The sequence below is a fragment of the Sandarakinorhabdus sp. genome (genome assembly GCF_987265915.1).
The window spans coordinates 626,438-640,630 of the sequence record NZ_OZ503948.1 but is presented as its reverse complement, the minus strand read 5'-3'; the positions used below and the strand labels follow the sequence as shown (position 1 = coordinate 640,630).

Below are 14,193 nucleotides of genomic sequence, written 5' to 3'. Positions count from 1 at the left end.
TGGTCAGTCGGCCAAGGCGGCCAGCGAGGCGGCGGGCACCGGTGCGTCCGACAAGGGGGGCTGCACCAGTTGCGCCAGTGTCACAGCGGCAAGCGCACCGCGCACCGCCCGATTGATTGGCGGCCAATGGCCCCGGATGGCGCAATGGCCTTCCATGGCGCAATCATGCACATCATTGCCGGCGCAACTGGTCAGGGCGATCGGGCCGTCGACCGCTTCGACGATTTCGGCAATACTGATGGCTTCGGGCGCCCGCGCCAGCATGAAGCCGCCGGCCACGCCGCGCGACGCGCTCAACAAGCCGCCGCGCGCCAACGTGCCCATCAATTTCGCCACGGTCGGCGCCGGAATCCCGGTCAATTCCGCCACGCGCGCGGCCGAAAACTTCATCTCCGGCTCACGCGCCGCCGCCGCCATCACGACGACGGCATAATCGGCAAGATTGGTGAGTCGGATCACGGGCTTCTGGCCGCCTCAAGCAAAGTGGACAAATCTGGTCGTCTTATGCGGCCCACGCCCGAAACTGTCAATGATTCACGCCCCTGCAGGCCGATAGCCATCCGGGCTGAGGGCCCGAAAGGCCGCCAAAATGGTCCCCCACAGGTCGCAGGATCAGTTAAGCACAATTGGTGCTGCGGTGTTGTATATTTTGGACAATGGCGTGCGCGCCTACCCACAAGCCTTTGCGGGCGCCGGCAAAGCGCCTAAGCGAGCCCGCGTGAACCCGCCTGCCCCTTCTGTCGCTGCTGCTCGCTGGGCATTCCCGGCGATGATCACCGGATCGGCGTGCCTGGCGTTCGGGCCGCTGCTGGTGCGGCTGGCCGATGTCGGGCCAATGGCCTCGGCCTTCTGGCGGATGGCGCTGGCGGCGCCCTTGCTGTTGTTGCTGGCGCGGATCGTCGGCGGTGCGGGCAGCATCCGATTGCCAGGCGCGCGCAATCTGTGGCTGGCAGGCCTGGCCGGGCTTGCTTTCGCCGGCGATCTGGCGGTGTGGCACCTCGGCATCATGCGCACCACGCTGGCCAATTCGACCCTGCTGGCCAATGCCGCGACCTTTCTGCTGCCACTTTATGGCCTGGTGGTGTTGCGGCAACGGCTGGGCCGGCCGCAAGCTCTGGCGCTGGTTGTGGCCGCGGCCGGCATGGCGCTGCTGCTGGGGCGCAGTGCCGAATTGTCGCCGCAGCATCTGGCCGGCGATCTTCTGTGCCTGGCGGCTGCGTTGTTCTACACCATCTATCTGGTGGCCATCGAAAAGGTACGCGGCGCGGTGGCGGCGCTGCCGGCGCTGGCGCTGGCGACCTTTGCCGGCGCGCTCTGCCTCGCGCCGTTGGCCATGTTCTTCGATTCACCGCCGGCAGGAGGCAGCGTCAGCGCCTTCTGGCCGCAGGATTGGACCCCGGTGCTGGGGCTGGCGATCGGCAGCCAGGTGATCGGCCAGGGCCTGATCGTCTATGCGGTGCGGCATCTGTCGCCGCTGGTGATCGGCCTGTCGCTGCTGGTGCAGCCGGCGATCAGCGCCGCGGTGGGGGCAATCCGCTTTGGCGAAGTGCCCGGGCCGTGGGAGATCGCAGGAGCCGCGCTGGTGGTGGTGGCGCTGGTGATCGCACGCTTGCCGGCCCGCGCCAGAGCCCACGCTTGAGCTTGCCGGTGGTGGCGGCTATGTTCCGCAATCGTTCTCCACAACCCGCAGGTGCGCCATGACCGAACTGCTGATTGCTGCTGCCGCGCTGCTGGCGGGGCTGCTTGTCGGCTGGTGGCTGGGCCAGCGGCCGCTGGCAGCGCTGCGCAGCGATGCCGCCGAGCAGCGCCAGAAGGTCGCAACTGCCGCGGTCGAAATCGACATGCAGCAAAAGCGCATCGCCGCACTGGACGGGGCCGAACAGGCCCGCGAAGCCTTGTCCAATGAACTGGCCGGGCTGAAGGCCAGCCAGGCCGAGCGCGACCGCGCCCATGCCGCCGAACTGGCCCGCCTGCAGGACACATTTGCGACGCTGGCCGGCAAGGCGCTGGAGGCCGCGCAGGCCAAATTGACCGACAGTGCCGAACAATTGATGCTGCGCCAGCGCGAGGCCGCCGGCGCCGGTCTTGAAGCCAATCGCAACCAGCTTGCCGAGTTGATCGCGCCGGTGAAGGACACATTGGTCAAATATGAAACCCGGCTGGGCGAGGTGGAGGCGGCGCGCACCGAAGCCTATGGCAGCCTGAAGGCACAAATCGCCCATGTCGTGCAGGGCCAGGAACGGGTGAGCGGCGCCGCGGCCAAGCTGGAAACCGCGCTGCGCTCCTCCGGCAAGGTGGCCGGGCGCTGGGGCGAGGAACAGTGCAGAAATGTGCTGGAAGCCGCCGGCCTGGTGGAAGGCATTGATTTCGAAACCCAGTGGTCGGTGGACGGCGAAGACGGCAAACAGCGGCCGGATTTCAAGATCAACCTGCCCGGCGGACGCGTGCTGGTGATCGATGTGAAATGCTCCATCGACGCCTATGTCAGCGCCGCCGAATGCGATGATCTCGCCGCGCGGCAGACCTTTCTGGCGGCCCACGCGCGGGCGGTGCGCACCCACGCGGAGGGGTTGGCGAAAAAGGATTATGCCAAAGCAGTGGGCGGCGCGGTCGAATTTGTTGTGCTGTTCGTGCCGGGCGAGAATTTCCTTGGTGCCGCGCTGGAACAGGATCGCGGGCTGATGAACGATTTCTTCAAACGGCAGGTGGTGTTGGCCGGCCCGGTCAATCTGGTGGCGGTGGCGCGCACCGTTGGCGCGTTGCGCGATCAGGCGCGGTTGGCCAAGGAGGCCGCCGAAATCGCCAAGCTGGGCCGCGACCTGTATGATTCGCTGCGCATCATGGGCGGCAATTTCGCCGCCGTGCAAAAGTCGCTGGAAGGCGCGGTGGGCAATTGGAACAAGCTCGTCACCCAAGCCGATGGCCGGTTGATGACCCGGGCCCGCCGCTTCAAGGACATGGGGGCCGCCACCGGGCTGGATGGTCTGGCCGAACTGGAGCCCATTGCCCATGTACCCATGCTGCCGATGTCGGCCGAACTGACAAGCGGATTGCTGCCGCCGCCCGCCGGCGAATGATCAGTCGAACACACCCAATATGATAAGCATGATCAAGTAGATAGTGAGCGTGGAAATCGCCGCGATCGTCAGATAGACCGTGCGCCAGCCGGCACTGAACACGCCGAGATTATAGCTGCCGCGCAGCGCAACAAACAGATGTGCGCCCGGCGCCAGCAGAAACGACACCCAAAAGGCGGGCGCCACGATGTCGGCGGTGAGCGCCAGGCTGCCAACAATGAACATCAGGCTCATGAAGCTGATCGAATAAAGCGTGAAGATCGCATGATCATACATGCCGATCCCGCGCCGCCACAAAAACACCAGCCAAATCCATGGCAGCGACATCGGCACCAGCAGGAAGCTGAGCTTGTAAGCCTTGGCTTGAAGTTTGTAGAGTACCAGCCGCGGATTCTTCAGCGCCTTGTTGCCCTTGACATCGAGCGCGGGGATTCCGGTTTTGATCTTGAGTTTGCCGGATCTGGCCATTTCCTCGATCTCGTCCGCGAACTTGTCGGTGATGCTGATCTTGTTGCCGGCTTCGGCCAGGCTGATCGCGCCCTGGCCAACGGTGCCGACGATGGCGCGGGCGGTTTCCAACTCCTTCACCTTGTCCACATTCCCCGCGGCGCGGGCGGCGGCCAGTTCCCGATCGATATCGGCCAGGGATTTCGTCACTTCGGCCTGCCCCTTGGCGACATTGCCGGGGTCCACTTTGACCTCGCTGACATTGTCCTTGATGCTGACGAACGACAGCACGAAGAACATCAGGAAGATGACCATCAGGAACAGTGGCACCGGCGCGACATAGCGGGCGCGCTGCCCTTCGATATAGCTGCGGATCAGCTTGCCGGGGCGGAACAGCAGCATGGGCAGGGTTTTCCACGCCTTGCCGTCGAAATGCGTGATGCCGTGCAGGAATTCGTGAAACACGTCGCCAATGCTGCGATGCAGATGCGCGCGCTGTCCGCATTGGGCGCAGAAGGCGCCGGCCAGCGCGGTGCCGCAATTGGCGCAGCTGCTGGCGTGCCCGCCGCCATGGCCTGACTTGTGATCCAGCGCCTGCGCGGCGAGGCCTGCGGTGGCCAGCGCCCCGGCAGCTTCGATCGTGTCTGACATGCGGACTCCCAGCAAAGCCACACCCGGGATTTGCCGCGAAATCCACAGGAGATGCAAGGGGGCAGGCTGCCACCAGATTGCGCCATGGCTGCGGCGGCGCTAGGCTTTGGCCAACACAGGGAGACAATAATGGCCGGCGTGAACAAGGTGATTCTGGTGGGACGGCTGGGCAAGGACCCGGAAACCAAAAGCTTCGCCAACGGCGGATCGGTGACGCAATTCACCATGGCCACATCCGAAACCTGGCGCGACAAGGCCAGCGGCGAGCGCAAGGAAAAAACCGAATGGCACAATATCGTCATTCGCAACGAAAATATCGGCAAGGTCGCCCAGCAATATCTACGCAAGGGCAGCGAGGTCTATATCGAAGGCAGCATCAGCACCCGCAAATGGCAGGACCAGAACGGCGCTGATCGTTACACCACCGAAATCGTCATCGGCCCGTTCAAGGGCGAGCTGTCGCTGATCGGCGGTCGTGACGGCGGCGGTGGTGGTGGCGGCATGGGCGGCGGCGGCGGCCGCGGCAGCGATGATTACGGCGGCGGTGGTGGCTATGGCGGCGGCGCCCCATCGGGCGGCGGCTTCGGCGGCGGCTCCGCTGGCGGCGGCAAGCGGCCGGGCGCGTTCGACGATGATCTGGACGACGACGTGCCGTTCTGATCGCCGGCCTCAGCCCTTTTTCAGCACCGCAAACGGGCTGCGCGCCGCCACCGCTTCGGCTTCGCTGATCAGGCCGGGCACCTGCACGGCGCTGCGCGGATAGGGATCAAGGCCGAGCGCGAAGGCTTGCGCCGCGATTTCGCCCACATCGACAATATCGCCGATCAGCGGTTCGACATCCAGATCGGCGGAGGCCAGCTCGATCTCGCCGCCGCCCGGCACCTCGAACACCAGCCGCAGATTGATGCGTTCGGTGATCAGGAACGGCACGGGTTCGCCGCTGGCGACGCAGGGCTGGCTGCCTTGGCCATGCACCTGGCCCGTCACGCCGATGCCGGCAGCATCGCGCTTCACTTCCAGCGCGGCATTCAGCACCTCAAGCTCGATAAGGCCAAAGCGCGCCGCCAGCGCCGCCCGCTGCGGCGCGTCGGCTTCCAGCATCAGGCGCTTGGTCGCCGCGCCAATGTCGGTCAGCTTCAGGGCGTGGCTGAATTCGGGCGTATCGGTCATCGTGTCGCTCAGTCGTCCAGGTCAAGAGTGCCGGCGCTGAGCCGGCCAAAGTCGCTTTGGGCCAGGCGCGCCGCGATGCGGCGGGCTTCGGCCTGGGTCCAGGCCAGCGCCGGCGCAGGCACATCGGCGCCGCGATACAGATTACGCTGCAACGCGTCGGCCATGGCGCCGGCATCCGGGCCGGCGCTGCGGTAAGCGCCCAGCCGCCCGCCCAGTGCCGCCATCATGCGGCCCATATGCTTGGGCACGGCCTGGTCGCCGATGCCATCCTGGCGCAGATTGCCTTCCATATCGGTGATGAAGCGATCGGCGAGATCGGCCGACAGCCGCGCCGCCGGATGGCGGGGATTGTCGCCGGTTTCCTGTTCCAGCCGCAGCATCAGCAGGGACAGCACCAGCACCAGCGCATCGAAGCGCCCGTCGAGCGTATCGGGCACGGCGCCCTCGACATACCAGCCGGGCCGCCGCGCCGCGCGCACGACCGCATCATAAAGTTTGTCCACCGGCTCTTCGGAACCGGTGACAAGACGTTTCAGGCTGGCAAAAAGCGACATGGCCAAATCGCCTAGCATAATCGCCCCGGCTGGCATATTGGGCGTGGGGCACGGGTTTGTCGCAGTGGGGGCACGGCCGGCCATCGGTGTGGAGCCATGAATGAAGACGCTGATCCCCTCTGTCCTGTTGATCGCCGCGGCGCTGGCCACCAGCGGCTGTTCGCGCATCAAGGCATCGCAAGGCTATCTGATCGATGAAACCTTGTTCACCTCGATCCTGCCGGGGGTGGACAATCGCGAATCCGTATCCCGCACGCTGGGCCGGCCGACCTTCGCCGCGCAGTTCGATTCGGGCAGCTGGTATTATGTCAGCCGCCTGACCGGCCAATATGCCTTCATCGCGCCCAAGACGCTGGAACAGCAGATTTTGATCATCAATTTCGATGCCGACGGCAATGTGTCCAAGGTGGAACGGCGTGGCATGGAGAAAATCGCCAACATCAACCCGGTGAACGACACCACGCCCACGCTGGGCCGCAACGAAGGCTTCTTCGAAGAATTGTTCGGCAACATCGGCGCTGTTGGTGCCGCCGGCGGCCCGCTGGGTGGCCAGCCAACCGGCCGTGACGGTCCGCGCTGATCGCGCCGGCCGGTGATGTCCGGATGGATGTTGGGCCTGATCGGCCCGATCGCCCTGTTTGCGGGCGCCAGCGCGGCGATGGCGCAAACGGTTGCACCTGAATCAACCCATAAGACCTCGGCCCTGCCCGACACGCTGTCCAGCCTGTGGGCGGCCGACGGACAGACCCGCGACAACCAGGGCCTGGAAACGCTTGGCGATGCGCTGCGCCGCGCCCCCGGCCTGATCGCAAGCGCGGCCCCCGGCAACGGCACCGTGTTGCTGGCGGTGCAACATGGCCGCGCCCGGCCGGGCGTGTCAGTCAGCGGCATCTTGCTGCCCGGCACCGTGCCGATCAACCTGGCGCTTCCCGATCTTGAAGGGCTTCTGGTGGCGCCGCCATCCGGCCTTGATGCCGGCCCGGCGGGTGCGGCGGGGGTGGCGGCGCTGACGCTGCGGCGGCCGGCGGACCGGCTGGCGGGGGCTGGCGAAGTGGCCGCGGGCGCCTTTGGCAGCCGGCGGGCACTGGGCCGCATCGATGTGCCGCTGGCACCCGGCGCACGACTGGGCATCGGCGGCGTCCTCCACCATGATCTGGGCTGGTTGCAGAACACGTCCACCGGCGAACAGCTGAACCGCGGCAAGCGCGGCGGCCTCTGGGCCGCGCTCGATCTCGATCCCGCTCCCGATCTGGCGGTGCGCCTTGATGGCCTGTATCAGCGCAGCGAAGCCGGCAATCTGCCCTCCTTCGCCTGTGACCCGAACGCATCGACGCGCTGTGGTGGGCGTTTTGCCAGCACGGGCCGGCGCAGCGTCAACAGCCTCTCACCCGGCAACCCCGGCTGGGGGCCGATCAGCGCCGATCTCGCCGGCCAGCCGCTGGACCAACGCGCCGATCTGACGCTGGTGGCCGCCGAAGTCGCATGGACGCCGCCGCATGCTTCCGTGCGGTTGACCGCCGGCCTGACCCGGCAAGCCGACCACCTCGGCCTCGATCTGCGCGATGGCCGCCGCGCGGGCACCATCACGCAAGCTGCCGGGCTCGCCAGCGGCGGCTATGGCCTGATCGCGCGCGGCACTGCCAGCGGCCGGCAGGTCGATCTGTCGGCCGGGTTTGAACTGGGTGGGCTCACGCTTTCGTTGGCTGGCGGGCTGCGCAGCGAGGATCTGGCGCGCGATCAGGCCGATACCGATGCCGGCGTGGTGCTGGCCGATCGCGCCATCGGCCAGCGCCGCGATGTGCGTTACGGCGCGGCCGCCGCGCACATCCCCTTGGTCGGTCGGCTGACGCTGGATGCCGGCGTGCGGTTTACCGATCAGCGGCTGGACCTGACCGTGCAGGATCGCCGCCCCGGCTGCGCGCCCTGCCTGCGCTTGGCCGGTGCCGATCGGCAGCAGCAACGCTTCTGGACGCCGGAATTGGCGCTGGGCTGGCAACAGGGGGACGCGCTGTTCTTTGCGCGCTCGGCCCGAACGGCACGGCTGCCCGGCTGGAATTTGCTGGCGCGCAGCACAGCCGAGCTGACCGCCCTGCCGGCCGAAACCGGCTGGCACCACGAAGCCGGCATCAAGATCACCAAGGCTGACCGGCTGATATTGACCGCCAGTGGCTTTGCGGCGCGCACCAGGGCGCTGGCGTCACCGCTGCTCGGCATCGATCCGCTGGCCATGGCCGTCGCCGCTGGACTGCGGCAAGACCTGACCAACGCCGGCATCGACGTGATCGCGCAGGCGCGGCCGCTGGATCGGCTCGACCTGTCAGGCATGCTGACCGTACAGCGCGCGCGTTGGCGCGGCACGGCGCCGGGCGCCGTGTCGGGCGGGGCGCCGTCACGGCCGCTGTTCGCACCAGATGTGACCGCCAGCCTGTCGGCCGCCTGGACGCAGGTGCTGGTGGGCACCGGGGCCAATCTGGTGCCGCGGCTGACCCTGGATTATCGCAGCGCCATGGCGGTGGCCGCCGGCAGCGTGCCGGGCGCACCCGGCGGCATCGCACCGGCCGGCTGGCAGGTGGCCGGCGCGCTCCAGCTGGAGATTCCCGACGGCGGCTGGCTGGTCAGCCTGGAATGCCGCAACTGCCTGGATCGCACGCTGGTTGATGGTGCGGTGGCTGGGCTGGCGACGCTCAATCCGCCGCGCTGGTGGCAGGTTCGGTTCCTTCGGCGATTTTAAAGTTCGAATTGGTTGCAACTATGTCACGCAAGTTGCGTATTGGCAGCACCCCCTGCGTCCGGCGCGATTTTTGGGCTTGCACCAACAGGGTGAAGACCGCTTAGGAAGCAGAATCAGGGTCAACTGATATTATGGCCGCAGCATCGGCCAGCAACGGTGAAGGGGATAAACATGGCGAAAGAAGCCAAGCCCGCGGGCAAGAAGATCGACGCGCTGATGAAGCCATTGACGCCGCAAGGCCCGTTGGCCGCAGTTGTCGGCAGCGAACCCTTGCCGCGTGGCCAGGTTGTCGCAAAGATGTGGGATTATATCCGCAAACACGACCTGCAAAAACCGACCGACAAGCGCGTCATTGTGGCCGACGCCAAGCTGAAGGCAATCTTTGGCAAGGACGAGTGCACGATGTTCGAGATGAACAAATACATCGCGCAATATTTGAAGTAAGCCCCGACTTCGGGACGTTTGTGAAAGGGCGCCGCCGGGCAACGGCGGCGCCCTTTCCATTTATTAATCTTGCAAGCGCCGGAAACGCGCGATGAAGAAGCCATCAAGCCCGCCCGTGACCTGTCCGGGCAGGGTGCGCACCCAGCCATCTGCGGTGGGAATCAACCCCGCCGGCAGCTCGTCCGCCGTGATCAGGTCACGCGGGGCACCGGCGACCACCCGCTCTGCAATGCGTTCGCCTTCGCGGGGATCAAGGCTGCACGTCGCATAGACCAGCCGGCCGCCGGGCTTCAGCCATTGCACCGCCCGGCGCAGCATCGCGGCCTGCAACAGGGTGATCGGCGCCATGTCTGCATCCCCCTTCAGGTGCAGCACATCGGGGTGGCGCCGGAAAATGCCGGTGGCCGAACAGGGCGCGTCGATCAATATATGATCGAACAGCGCCTCCGGCTGCCAGCGCAGGGCATCGGCGACGACCAGCGTGGCATCCAGGCCGGTGCGCGTCAGATTCTCGCGCACCCGCTCCAGCCGCTGCTCCGCCATGTCGAGTGCGGTGACCGCACAGCCACGCGCCGCCAGTTGCAGCGTCTTGCCGCCGGGCGCGGCGCACAAATCGAGCACGCGATCCCCGGCCTGCGCCGGCAACAGCCGCGCCGGCAGGCTGGCGGCGAAATCCTGCACCCACCAGGCGCCCTCGGCAAAGCCCGGCCAGCCAGTGACGCTGCCCTTCAGAGGCGTGCGGACATGGCCTGACGCAAGGCTGATGCCGCCCAGCGCTTCGGCCCAATGCGCGGTCTGGCCGGCGTCTTTCAGGGTGAGATCGGTGGCCGGCTCGTCTGCCATGGCGGCCGCCGCCGCATCGGCCATATCCGCCCCCCAATCATGCGCCCAGCGTATATCAAACGGCGCCGGCAGTTGTGGCCGATCGGGCAGCGTGGCCGGGCGGCGGATCAGGCTGCCCAGCACACCATGCACCAGCCGGCGCGGGCCGCCTTCCACCAACGGCAGCGCGGTGGCGACCACCGCGTGCGGCGGGGTGTTCAGCTTCAGCCAGCCGGCCAGCGCGACCCGCAGCGCATGGCGGGCACGGGCATCGGGCGGCAGGGGCCGCGGCGTGGCGCTGTCGATCAGGGCATCGAGATCGGGCAGCCAGCGCAGCACGGTGAGCGCCAGCGTGCGCGCCAGCGCGCGATCCTGCGGCAAGGGCAGATCGTCGGCCATGTTGGCGGCGGCATCAAAGCTTTGGCCGCGATCCAGCACGGCCTGGCACATCCGCAGCGCGGCACGGCGGGCCGGCACGCCGGAATCGATACGGCCGTTGACGGGGACGACGGGTGGGGGATTGCGACTGTTCATCGCCCGCCCCTTGCCCGAAGTGCGGGCCATTGCCCAGCCCGGCGCACCGGTCAGCGCCGGCGACCGCCGAACATATTGCCGAGGATCCGCGCGTGCGAAACCGGGAACAGGCGCACCAGCCAATCGATGATCCGCGCATCCGGGCCAATCAGCACGCGGGCGCGGCGGCGCGCCATGCCATCGACGATGGCTTGCGCTGCCTGTTCCGGCGTCGTGCGCGCGGCCTTTTCGAAGTCCGCCGCAAAATCCGCATTGGGGTCCTGGCCGGCAAACAGCGCGATGCGCTTGGCTGACTTGGCGACATTCGTCTTGATGCCGCCGGGATGGACGCGGATCACCGCCACGTTCGGATCGGTGATGGCGAGTTCGAGCGCCATGGCTTCGGTCAGGCCGCGCACGGCGAATTTGCTGGCGTTATAGGCGCTTTGCGTGGGGTAGCCCATCATGCCGAACACCGACGAGATGTTGACGATCCAGCCGACGCCGTCCTTGGCCGCCTGCGCACGCACATGCGGCAGCGCGGCACGGCAGCCGGCGACGACGCCGGTGAAATTCACCGCCATCACCTTATCAAAATCCTCGGCCGGGCAATCGGCGAACGGGGCGACCACGGTCATCCCGGCGTTGTTGATGATGCCATCAAGCTTGCCGAAATCGCTGACCGCCGCCGCAATCCAGCCATTCAGCGCGGCGGTGTCGGTCACATCCAGTGTGGTGATGCTGGCCGGGCGGTTGCCGAGCAGGCGTTTCGTCTCCGCCAGGCCATCGGCGTCCTTGTCCGACAGCGCCAGCACCGCGCCACGCTCTGCCAGATTGAGCGCCAATGCCCGCCCGATGCCGCTGCCGGCGCCGGTGATGGCGATCACCTTGTTGTCGAACATTTTCGCCCCCCTGCTTCGCTTCACCCCATTGCCAGCAGCGCAGCCGAAATGGCAACCTCTCGCCATGGACAAGCAACCCACCGATCAGCCCGACCAGAAGCCAGCCGCCCCGCCCCCTCCACCAACTGACAAGGAAGTGGGGGGGCGCGGCGGCCCAGATCCGGTGCGTTACGGCGACTGGGAAAAGGGCGGCATCGCGGTCGATTTCTAGGCCGTCGAACTTGTCGGCCATGTGACATTGTCATAGTCTATCGCCATGGCTCTTCGCGCTTCCAAACCTGTCACCGTCACGCTGGGTGAACTGGCCGAACCGGCCATGGCGCGGGTTGAATCCGGTCGCTACGCCTCGATGAGCGAAGTGGTGCGCGCTGGCCTGCGGGCGCTGGATCGCGAGGAAGCTGCGCTGGATGATCTGATCCGCGCCCGCATATCCGAAGTGAATGCCGGGGCGGGCGATCATGTGCCGCTGGCCGATGGCTTCGCCCAGCTGCGTGCGCGGCTTGCCCGCACGGCCTGATGCAAGTCGATCTCAGTCGGCAGGCGCTGGCCGATCTGGAGCGTATCGGCACCTGGGTCGCCGCCAACGCCGGTGCGGATGTGGCTTTGGCCTATCTTGATCGCATCGAATCGTCCTGTGCCAGCTTGGCGGATTTCCCGCTGCGCGGCACGCCGCGCGATGATCTGGGGCCGGGCGTTCGCACCATCAGCTTTGAAGGGCGGGCGACCATCGCCTATCGGGTGGAAACCGAAATCGTCTTGATCCTCGGCGTCTTTCACGCCGGCCGCCTGCTGGCCGGGCCGCTGTAAAACTCACTCCGCCTTCAACGGCCGTGCCAGCAAGGCGCTGATCGTGTCGCGCACCGGGGCGCCAGTGAGGAGCGCCGCGACGGCGGCGGAGATCGGCATCTCGACGCCGGCGGCACGGGCGGCCTCCACCAGTACCGGGGCGGTCGCTGCGCCTTCGGCCACGGCCGGCCCGGCGAGCAGATCGGCGAGTGGGCGGCCCTGGCCCAGGCCGACGCCGAGCCGGAAATTGCGGCTGTTTTCTGATGAACAGGTGAGCACCAGATCGCCCAGCCCCGACAGGCCGGCCAGGGTTTCAGCACGCGCGCCGCGCGCCACGCCGAAGCGCGTCATTTCGGCAAAGCCGCGCGCGATCATGGCGGCGCGGGCATTGAGACCAAGGCCAGCGCCCTCCACCACCCCGCAGGCGATGGCGAGCACATTCTTCACCGCGCCGCCGATCTCCGCGCCAACCACATCGTCGGACTGGTAAAGCCGGAACTGCGGCCGCGCCATCGCTGCCACCACTGCCGCGCCGATGGCAGCATCGGCGCAGGCGAGCGTGATGGCGCAGGGCTTGCCCATCGCCACTTCGGCCGCAAAGCTGGGGCCCGACAGCACGGCGAGCGGGTTCGGCACCAGATCCCGCGCCACCTCCACCATCAATTTGTGGCTGCCGGCTTCCAGCCCCTTCGCGCACAGCACCAGCGGCGTGGCGGGCGGGATGGCGGCGCTGGCCAATACAGCCCGCAGATGCTGCGCCGGCACGACGATCAGCACCACGTCACACGTCCCCAGATCGGCGAGCGTGCCGGTGGCGGTGATGCCGGCCGGCAGCGCGATGCCGGGCAGGAACAGGCTGTTTTCGCGAGCCGCGTTGATCGCCTCGACCACGTCGGCTTCGCGGGCCCACAATGTCACCGGGCCATTGCCGGCCAAGGTGCTGGCCAAGGCCGTCCCCCAGGCGCCGGCCCCGATGACGCCAAACGTCGTCACGCCTTCACCCCGGCACCGCGCGCCGCTTCGGCCGTGGGATCGAGCGGCCAGCGCGGACGGGCTGGGGCGTGGAGATCATCAATGTCACCCCGTGCCAGCCGTTCCTGCCCGGCCCAGGCGATCATCGCCGCATTGTCGGTGCACAGCCACAGCGGCGGCGCCACAAACGGCAGGCCGTGCGCGTCGGCCAATGTGGACAGCGCGCCGCGAATAGTCTGGTTGGCCGCCACGCCACCGGCCACCACCAGCGCTGTCGCCTGCGGGAACGCCAAGATCGCCCGCGCCGTGCGATCGACCAGGCAATCCGTGGCCGCCTGCTGAAAACTCGCGGCCAGATCGGCGATATCCTGCGCGGATGGTTCGGCAATGCCGGCGCGGGCGCGCAGCACCGCCGATTTCAGGCCGGCGAAGGAAAAATGCGGATCATCGCTGCCCACCAATGGCCGCGGCAGGGCAAAGCGCGCCGGGTTGCCGTCGCGCGCTGCCCGCTCCAGCGCCGGCCCGCCGGGGAAGCCCAGGCCCAAGACCTTGGCCGATTTGTCGAAGGCCTCCCCCACCGCATCGTCGATGGTGGTGGCCAGCCGGCGATAGCGGCCGACGCCTTCCACCCCCAGCAACTGGCAATGCCCGCCCGACACCAGCAGCAACAGATAGGGAAAGCCCAGTGACGCATCGGCGAGGCGAGGGCTGAGCGCATGGCCTTCCAGATGATTGACCGCGATCAACGGCTTGTCGGCGGCCCAGGCCAGCGCCTTGGCGGTGACCAACCCGATCATCACCCCGCCGATCAGCCCCGGCCCGGCGGTGCCGGCGATGGCGTCCACGTCGTTCAACGCAATGCCGGCTTCGGCCAGCACCGCTTCGATCATCGGCGCCAGCCGATCGGCATGGGCGCGCGCGGCGAGTTCCGGCACCACGCCACCGAACGGCCGGTGCGCTTCATCCTGGCTGGCGATGCGCTGTGCCAATATCGTCCGATCACCGCGCACCAGGGCAACGGCGGTTTCATCGCAACTGGATTCAATCCCGAGAACAAGCAGTGCAGACATGGCTCTGACGTAGGGCCGGTCTTGCCAATCGGCAATGCCCGCGCCATCAGCATC

General features: G+C 67.3%; 17 protein-coding genes. 9 read left to right on the top strand and 8 right to left on the bottom strand.

All coding sequences use genetic code 11. The features are described from left to right. Nucleotides 1-3: 3 nt before the first annotated feature. Nucleotides 4-456 (bottom strand): SUF system Fe-S cluster assembly regulator, encoded by a 453-nt coding sequence (locus tag AC6UUM_RS03085; protein ID WP_500804892.1) that lies wholly within the window; start codon nucleotides 454-456, stop codon nucleotides 4-6. 262 nt (nucleotides 457-718) lie between these two features. On the opposite strand from AC6UUM_RS03085, the gene AC6UUM_RS03080 reads away from it, so the two are divergent. Both AC6UUM_RS03080 and AC6UUM_RS03075 read left to right on the top strand, forming a co-directional pair. Further along, on the top strand, nucleotides 719-1,639 hold the full coding sequence (locus AC6UUM_RS03080) for a DMT family transporter (RefSeq protein ID WP_500803886.1): 921 nt from the start codon (nucleotides 719-721) through the stop codon (nucleotides 1,637-1,639). Nucleotides 1,640-1,697: 58 nt separating this feature from the next. After that, nucleotides 1,698-3,077, top strand: coding sequence for a DNA recombination protein RmuC (locus AC6UUM_RS03075; RefSeq protein WP_500803885.1), 1,380 nt, complete (start codon nucleotides 1,698-1,700; stop codon nucleotides 3,075-3,077). Here AC6UUM_RS03075 and AC6UUM_RS03070 read toward each other — a convergent pair whose 3' ends face one another. Beyond that, the gene (locus AC6UUM_RS03070; protein ID WP_500803884.1) at nucleotides 3,078-4,175 is read right to left on the bottom strand and encodes a DUF3667 domain-containing protein; all 1,098 of its coding nucleotides are present in this window, start codon (nucleotides 4,173-4,175) and stop codon (nucleotides 3,078-3,080) included. A 129-nt stretch (nucleotides 4,176-4,304) separates the two neighbouring features. On the opposite strand from AC6UUM_RS03070, the gene ssb reads away from it, so the two are divergent. Continuing rightward, on the top strand, nucleotides 4,305-4,835 hold the full coding sequence (gene ssb, locus AC6UUM_RS03065; protein WP_500803883.1) for a single-stranded DNA-binding protein: 531 nt from the start codon (nucleotides 4,305-4,307) through the stop codon (nucleotides 4,833-4,835). 9 nt (nucleotides 4,836-4,844) lie between these two features. Here ssb and AC6UUM_RS03060 read toward each other — a convergent pair whose 3' ends face one another. Beyond that, nucleotides 4,845-5,345, bottom strand: coding sequence for a YceD family protein (locus AC6UUM_RS03060; protein WP_500803882.1), 501 nt, complete (start codon nucleotides 5,343-5,345; stop codon nucleotides 4,845-4,847). A gap of 8 nt (nucleotides 5,346-5,353) precedes the next feature. Continuing rightward, on the bottom strand, nucleotides 5,354-5,899 hold the full coding sequence (locus tag AC6UUM_RS03055; protein WP_500803881.1) for a ubiquinol-cytochrome C chaperone family protein: 546 nt from the start codon (nucleotides 5,897-5,899) through the stop codon (nucleotides 5,354-5,356). Nucleotides 5,900-5,999: 100 nt separating this feature from the next. Between AC6UUM_RS03055 and AC6UUM_RS03050 the strand changes: the two genes are divergently transcribed. The 3 genes from AC6UUM_RS03050 (at nucleotide 6,000) to AC6UUM_RS03040 (ending at nucleotide 9,074) form a co-directional block, all read left to right on the top strand. Next, entirely contained in the window at nucleotides 6,000-6,479 is a 480-nt protein-coding gene (locus AC6UUM_RS03050; protein ID WP_500803880.1) for an outer membrane protein assembly factor BamE, read from the top strand. Between the two features lie 15 nt (nucleotides 6,480-6,494). Further along, nucleotides 6,495-8,630: a TonB-dependent receptor domain-containing protein gene (locus AC6UUM_RS03045; RefSeq protein ID WP_500803879.1), complete on the top strand. Its 2,136-nt coding sequence runs from the start codon at nucleotides 6,495-6,497 to the stop codon at nucleotides 8,628-8,630. A 171-nt stretch (nucleotides 8,631-8,801) separates the two neighbouring features. Continuing rightward, nucleotides 8,802-9,074: an SWIB/MDM2 domain-containing protein gene (locus AC6UUM_RS03040; protein ID WP_500803878.1), complete on the top strand. Its 273-nt coding sequence runs from the start codon at nucleotides 8,802-8,804 to the stop codon at nucleotides 9,072-9,074. A 63-nt stretch (nucleotides 9,075-9,137) separates the two neighbouring features. On the opposite strand, the gene AC6UUM_RS03035 is transcribed toward AC6UUM_RS03040, so the two are convergent. Then, nucleotides 9,138-10,430 (bottom strand): RsmB/NOP family class I SAM-dependent RNA methyltransferase, encoded by a 1,293-nt coding sequence (locus tag AC6UUM_RS03035; RefSeq protein ID WP_500803877.1) that lies wholly within the window; start codon nucleotides 10,428-10,430, stop codon nucleotides 9,138-9,140. 50 nt (nucleotides 10,431-10,480) lie between these two features. Continuing rightward, a complete protein-coding gene (locus AC6UUM_RS03030; protein ID WP_500803876.1) occupies nucleotides 10,481-11,311 on the bottom strand; it encodes an SDR family NAD(P)-dependent oxidoreductase in 831 nt (276 codons plus the stop codon). A 64-nt stretch (nucleotides 11,312-11,375) separates the two neighbouring features. Here AC6UUM_RS03030 and AC6UUM_RS03025 point away from each other — a divergent pair, with 64 nt between their 5' ends. From AC6UUM_RS03025 to AC6UUM_RS03015, 3 genes are read left to right on the top strand one after another with little or no spacing between them, the layout of a single operon-like run. Continuing rightward, nucleotides 11,376-11,522, top strand: a complete 147-nt coding sequence (locus AC6UUM_RS03025; RefSeq protein WP_500803875.1) for a DUF1674 domain-containing protein — start codon at nucleotides 11,376-11,378, stop codon at nucleotides 11,520-11,522. Between the two features lie 45 nt (nucleotides 11,523-11,567). Beyond that, nucleotides 11,568-11,828 (top strand): ribbon-helix-helix domain-containing protein, encoded by a 261-nt coding sequence (locus tag AC6UUM_RS03020; protein WP_500803874.1) that lies wholly within the window; start codon nucleotides 11,568-11,570, stop codon nucleotides 11,826-11,828. Next, entirely contained in the window at nucleotides 11,828-12,118 is a 291-nt protein-coding gene (locus tag AC6UUM_RS03015; protein WP_500803873.1) for a type II toxin-antitoxin system RelE/ParE family toxin, read from the top strand. The genes AC6UUM_RS03020 and AC6UUM_RS03015 overlap by 1 nt, the downstream gene beginning before the upstream one ends. A 3-nt stretch (nucleotides 12,119-12,121) precedes the next feature. Here the strand turns inward: AC6UUM_RS03015 and AC6UUM_RS03010 are convergent, their stop codons facing one another. Both AC6UUM_RS03010 and tsaD read right to left on the bottom strand, forming a co-directional pair. Beyond that, nucleotides 12,122-13,090: an NAD(P)H-dependent glycerol-3-phosphate dehydrogenase gene (locus AC6UUM_RS03010; protein WP_500803872.1), complete on the bottom strand. Its 969-nt coding sequence runs from the start codon at nucleotides 13,088-13,090 to the stop codon at nucleotides 12,122-12,124. Then, on the bottom strand, nucleotides 13,087-14,139 hold the full coding sequence (gene tsaD / locus AC6UUM_RS03005) for a tRNA (adenosine(37)-N6)-threonylcarbamoyltransferase complex transferase subunit TsaD (protein ID WP_500803871.1): 1,053 nt from the start codon (nucleotides 14,137-14,139) through the stop codon (nucleotides 13,087-13,089). The genes AC6UUM_RS03010 and tsaD overlap by 4 nt, the downstream gene beginning before the upstream one ends. Between the last annotated feature and the right edge of the window lie 54 nt (nucleotides 14,140-14,193).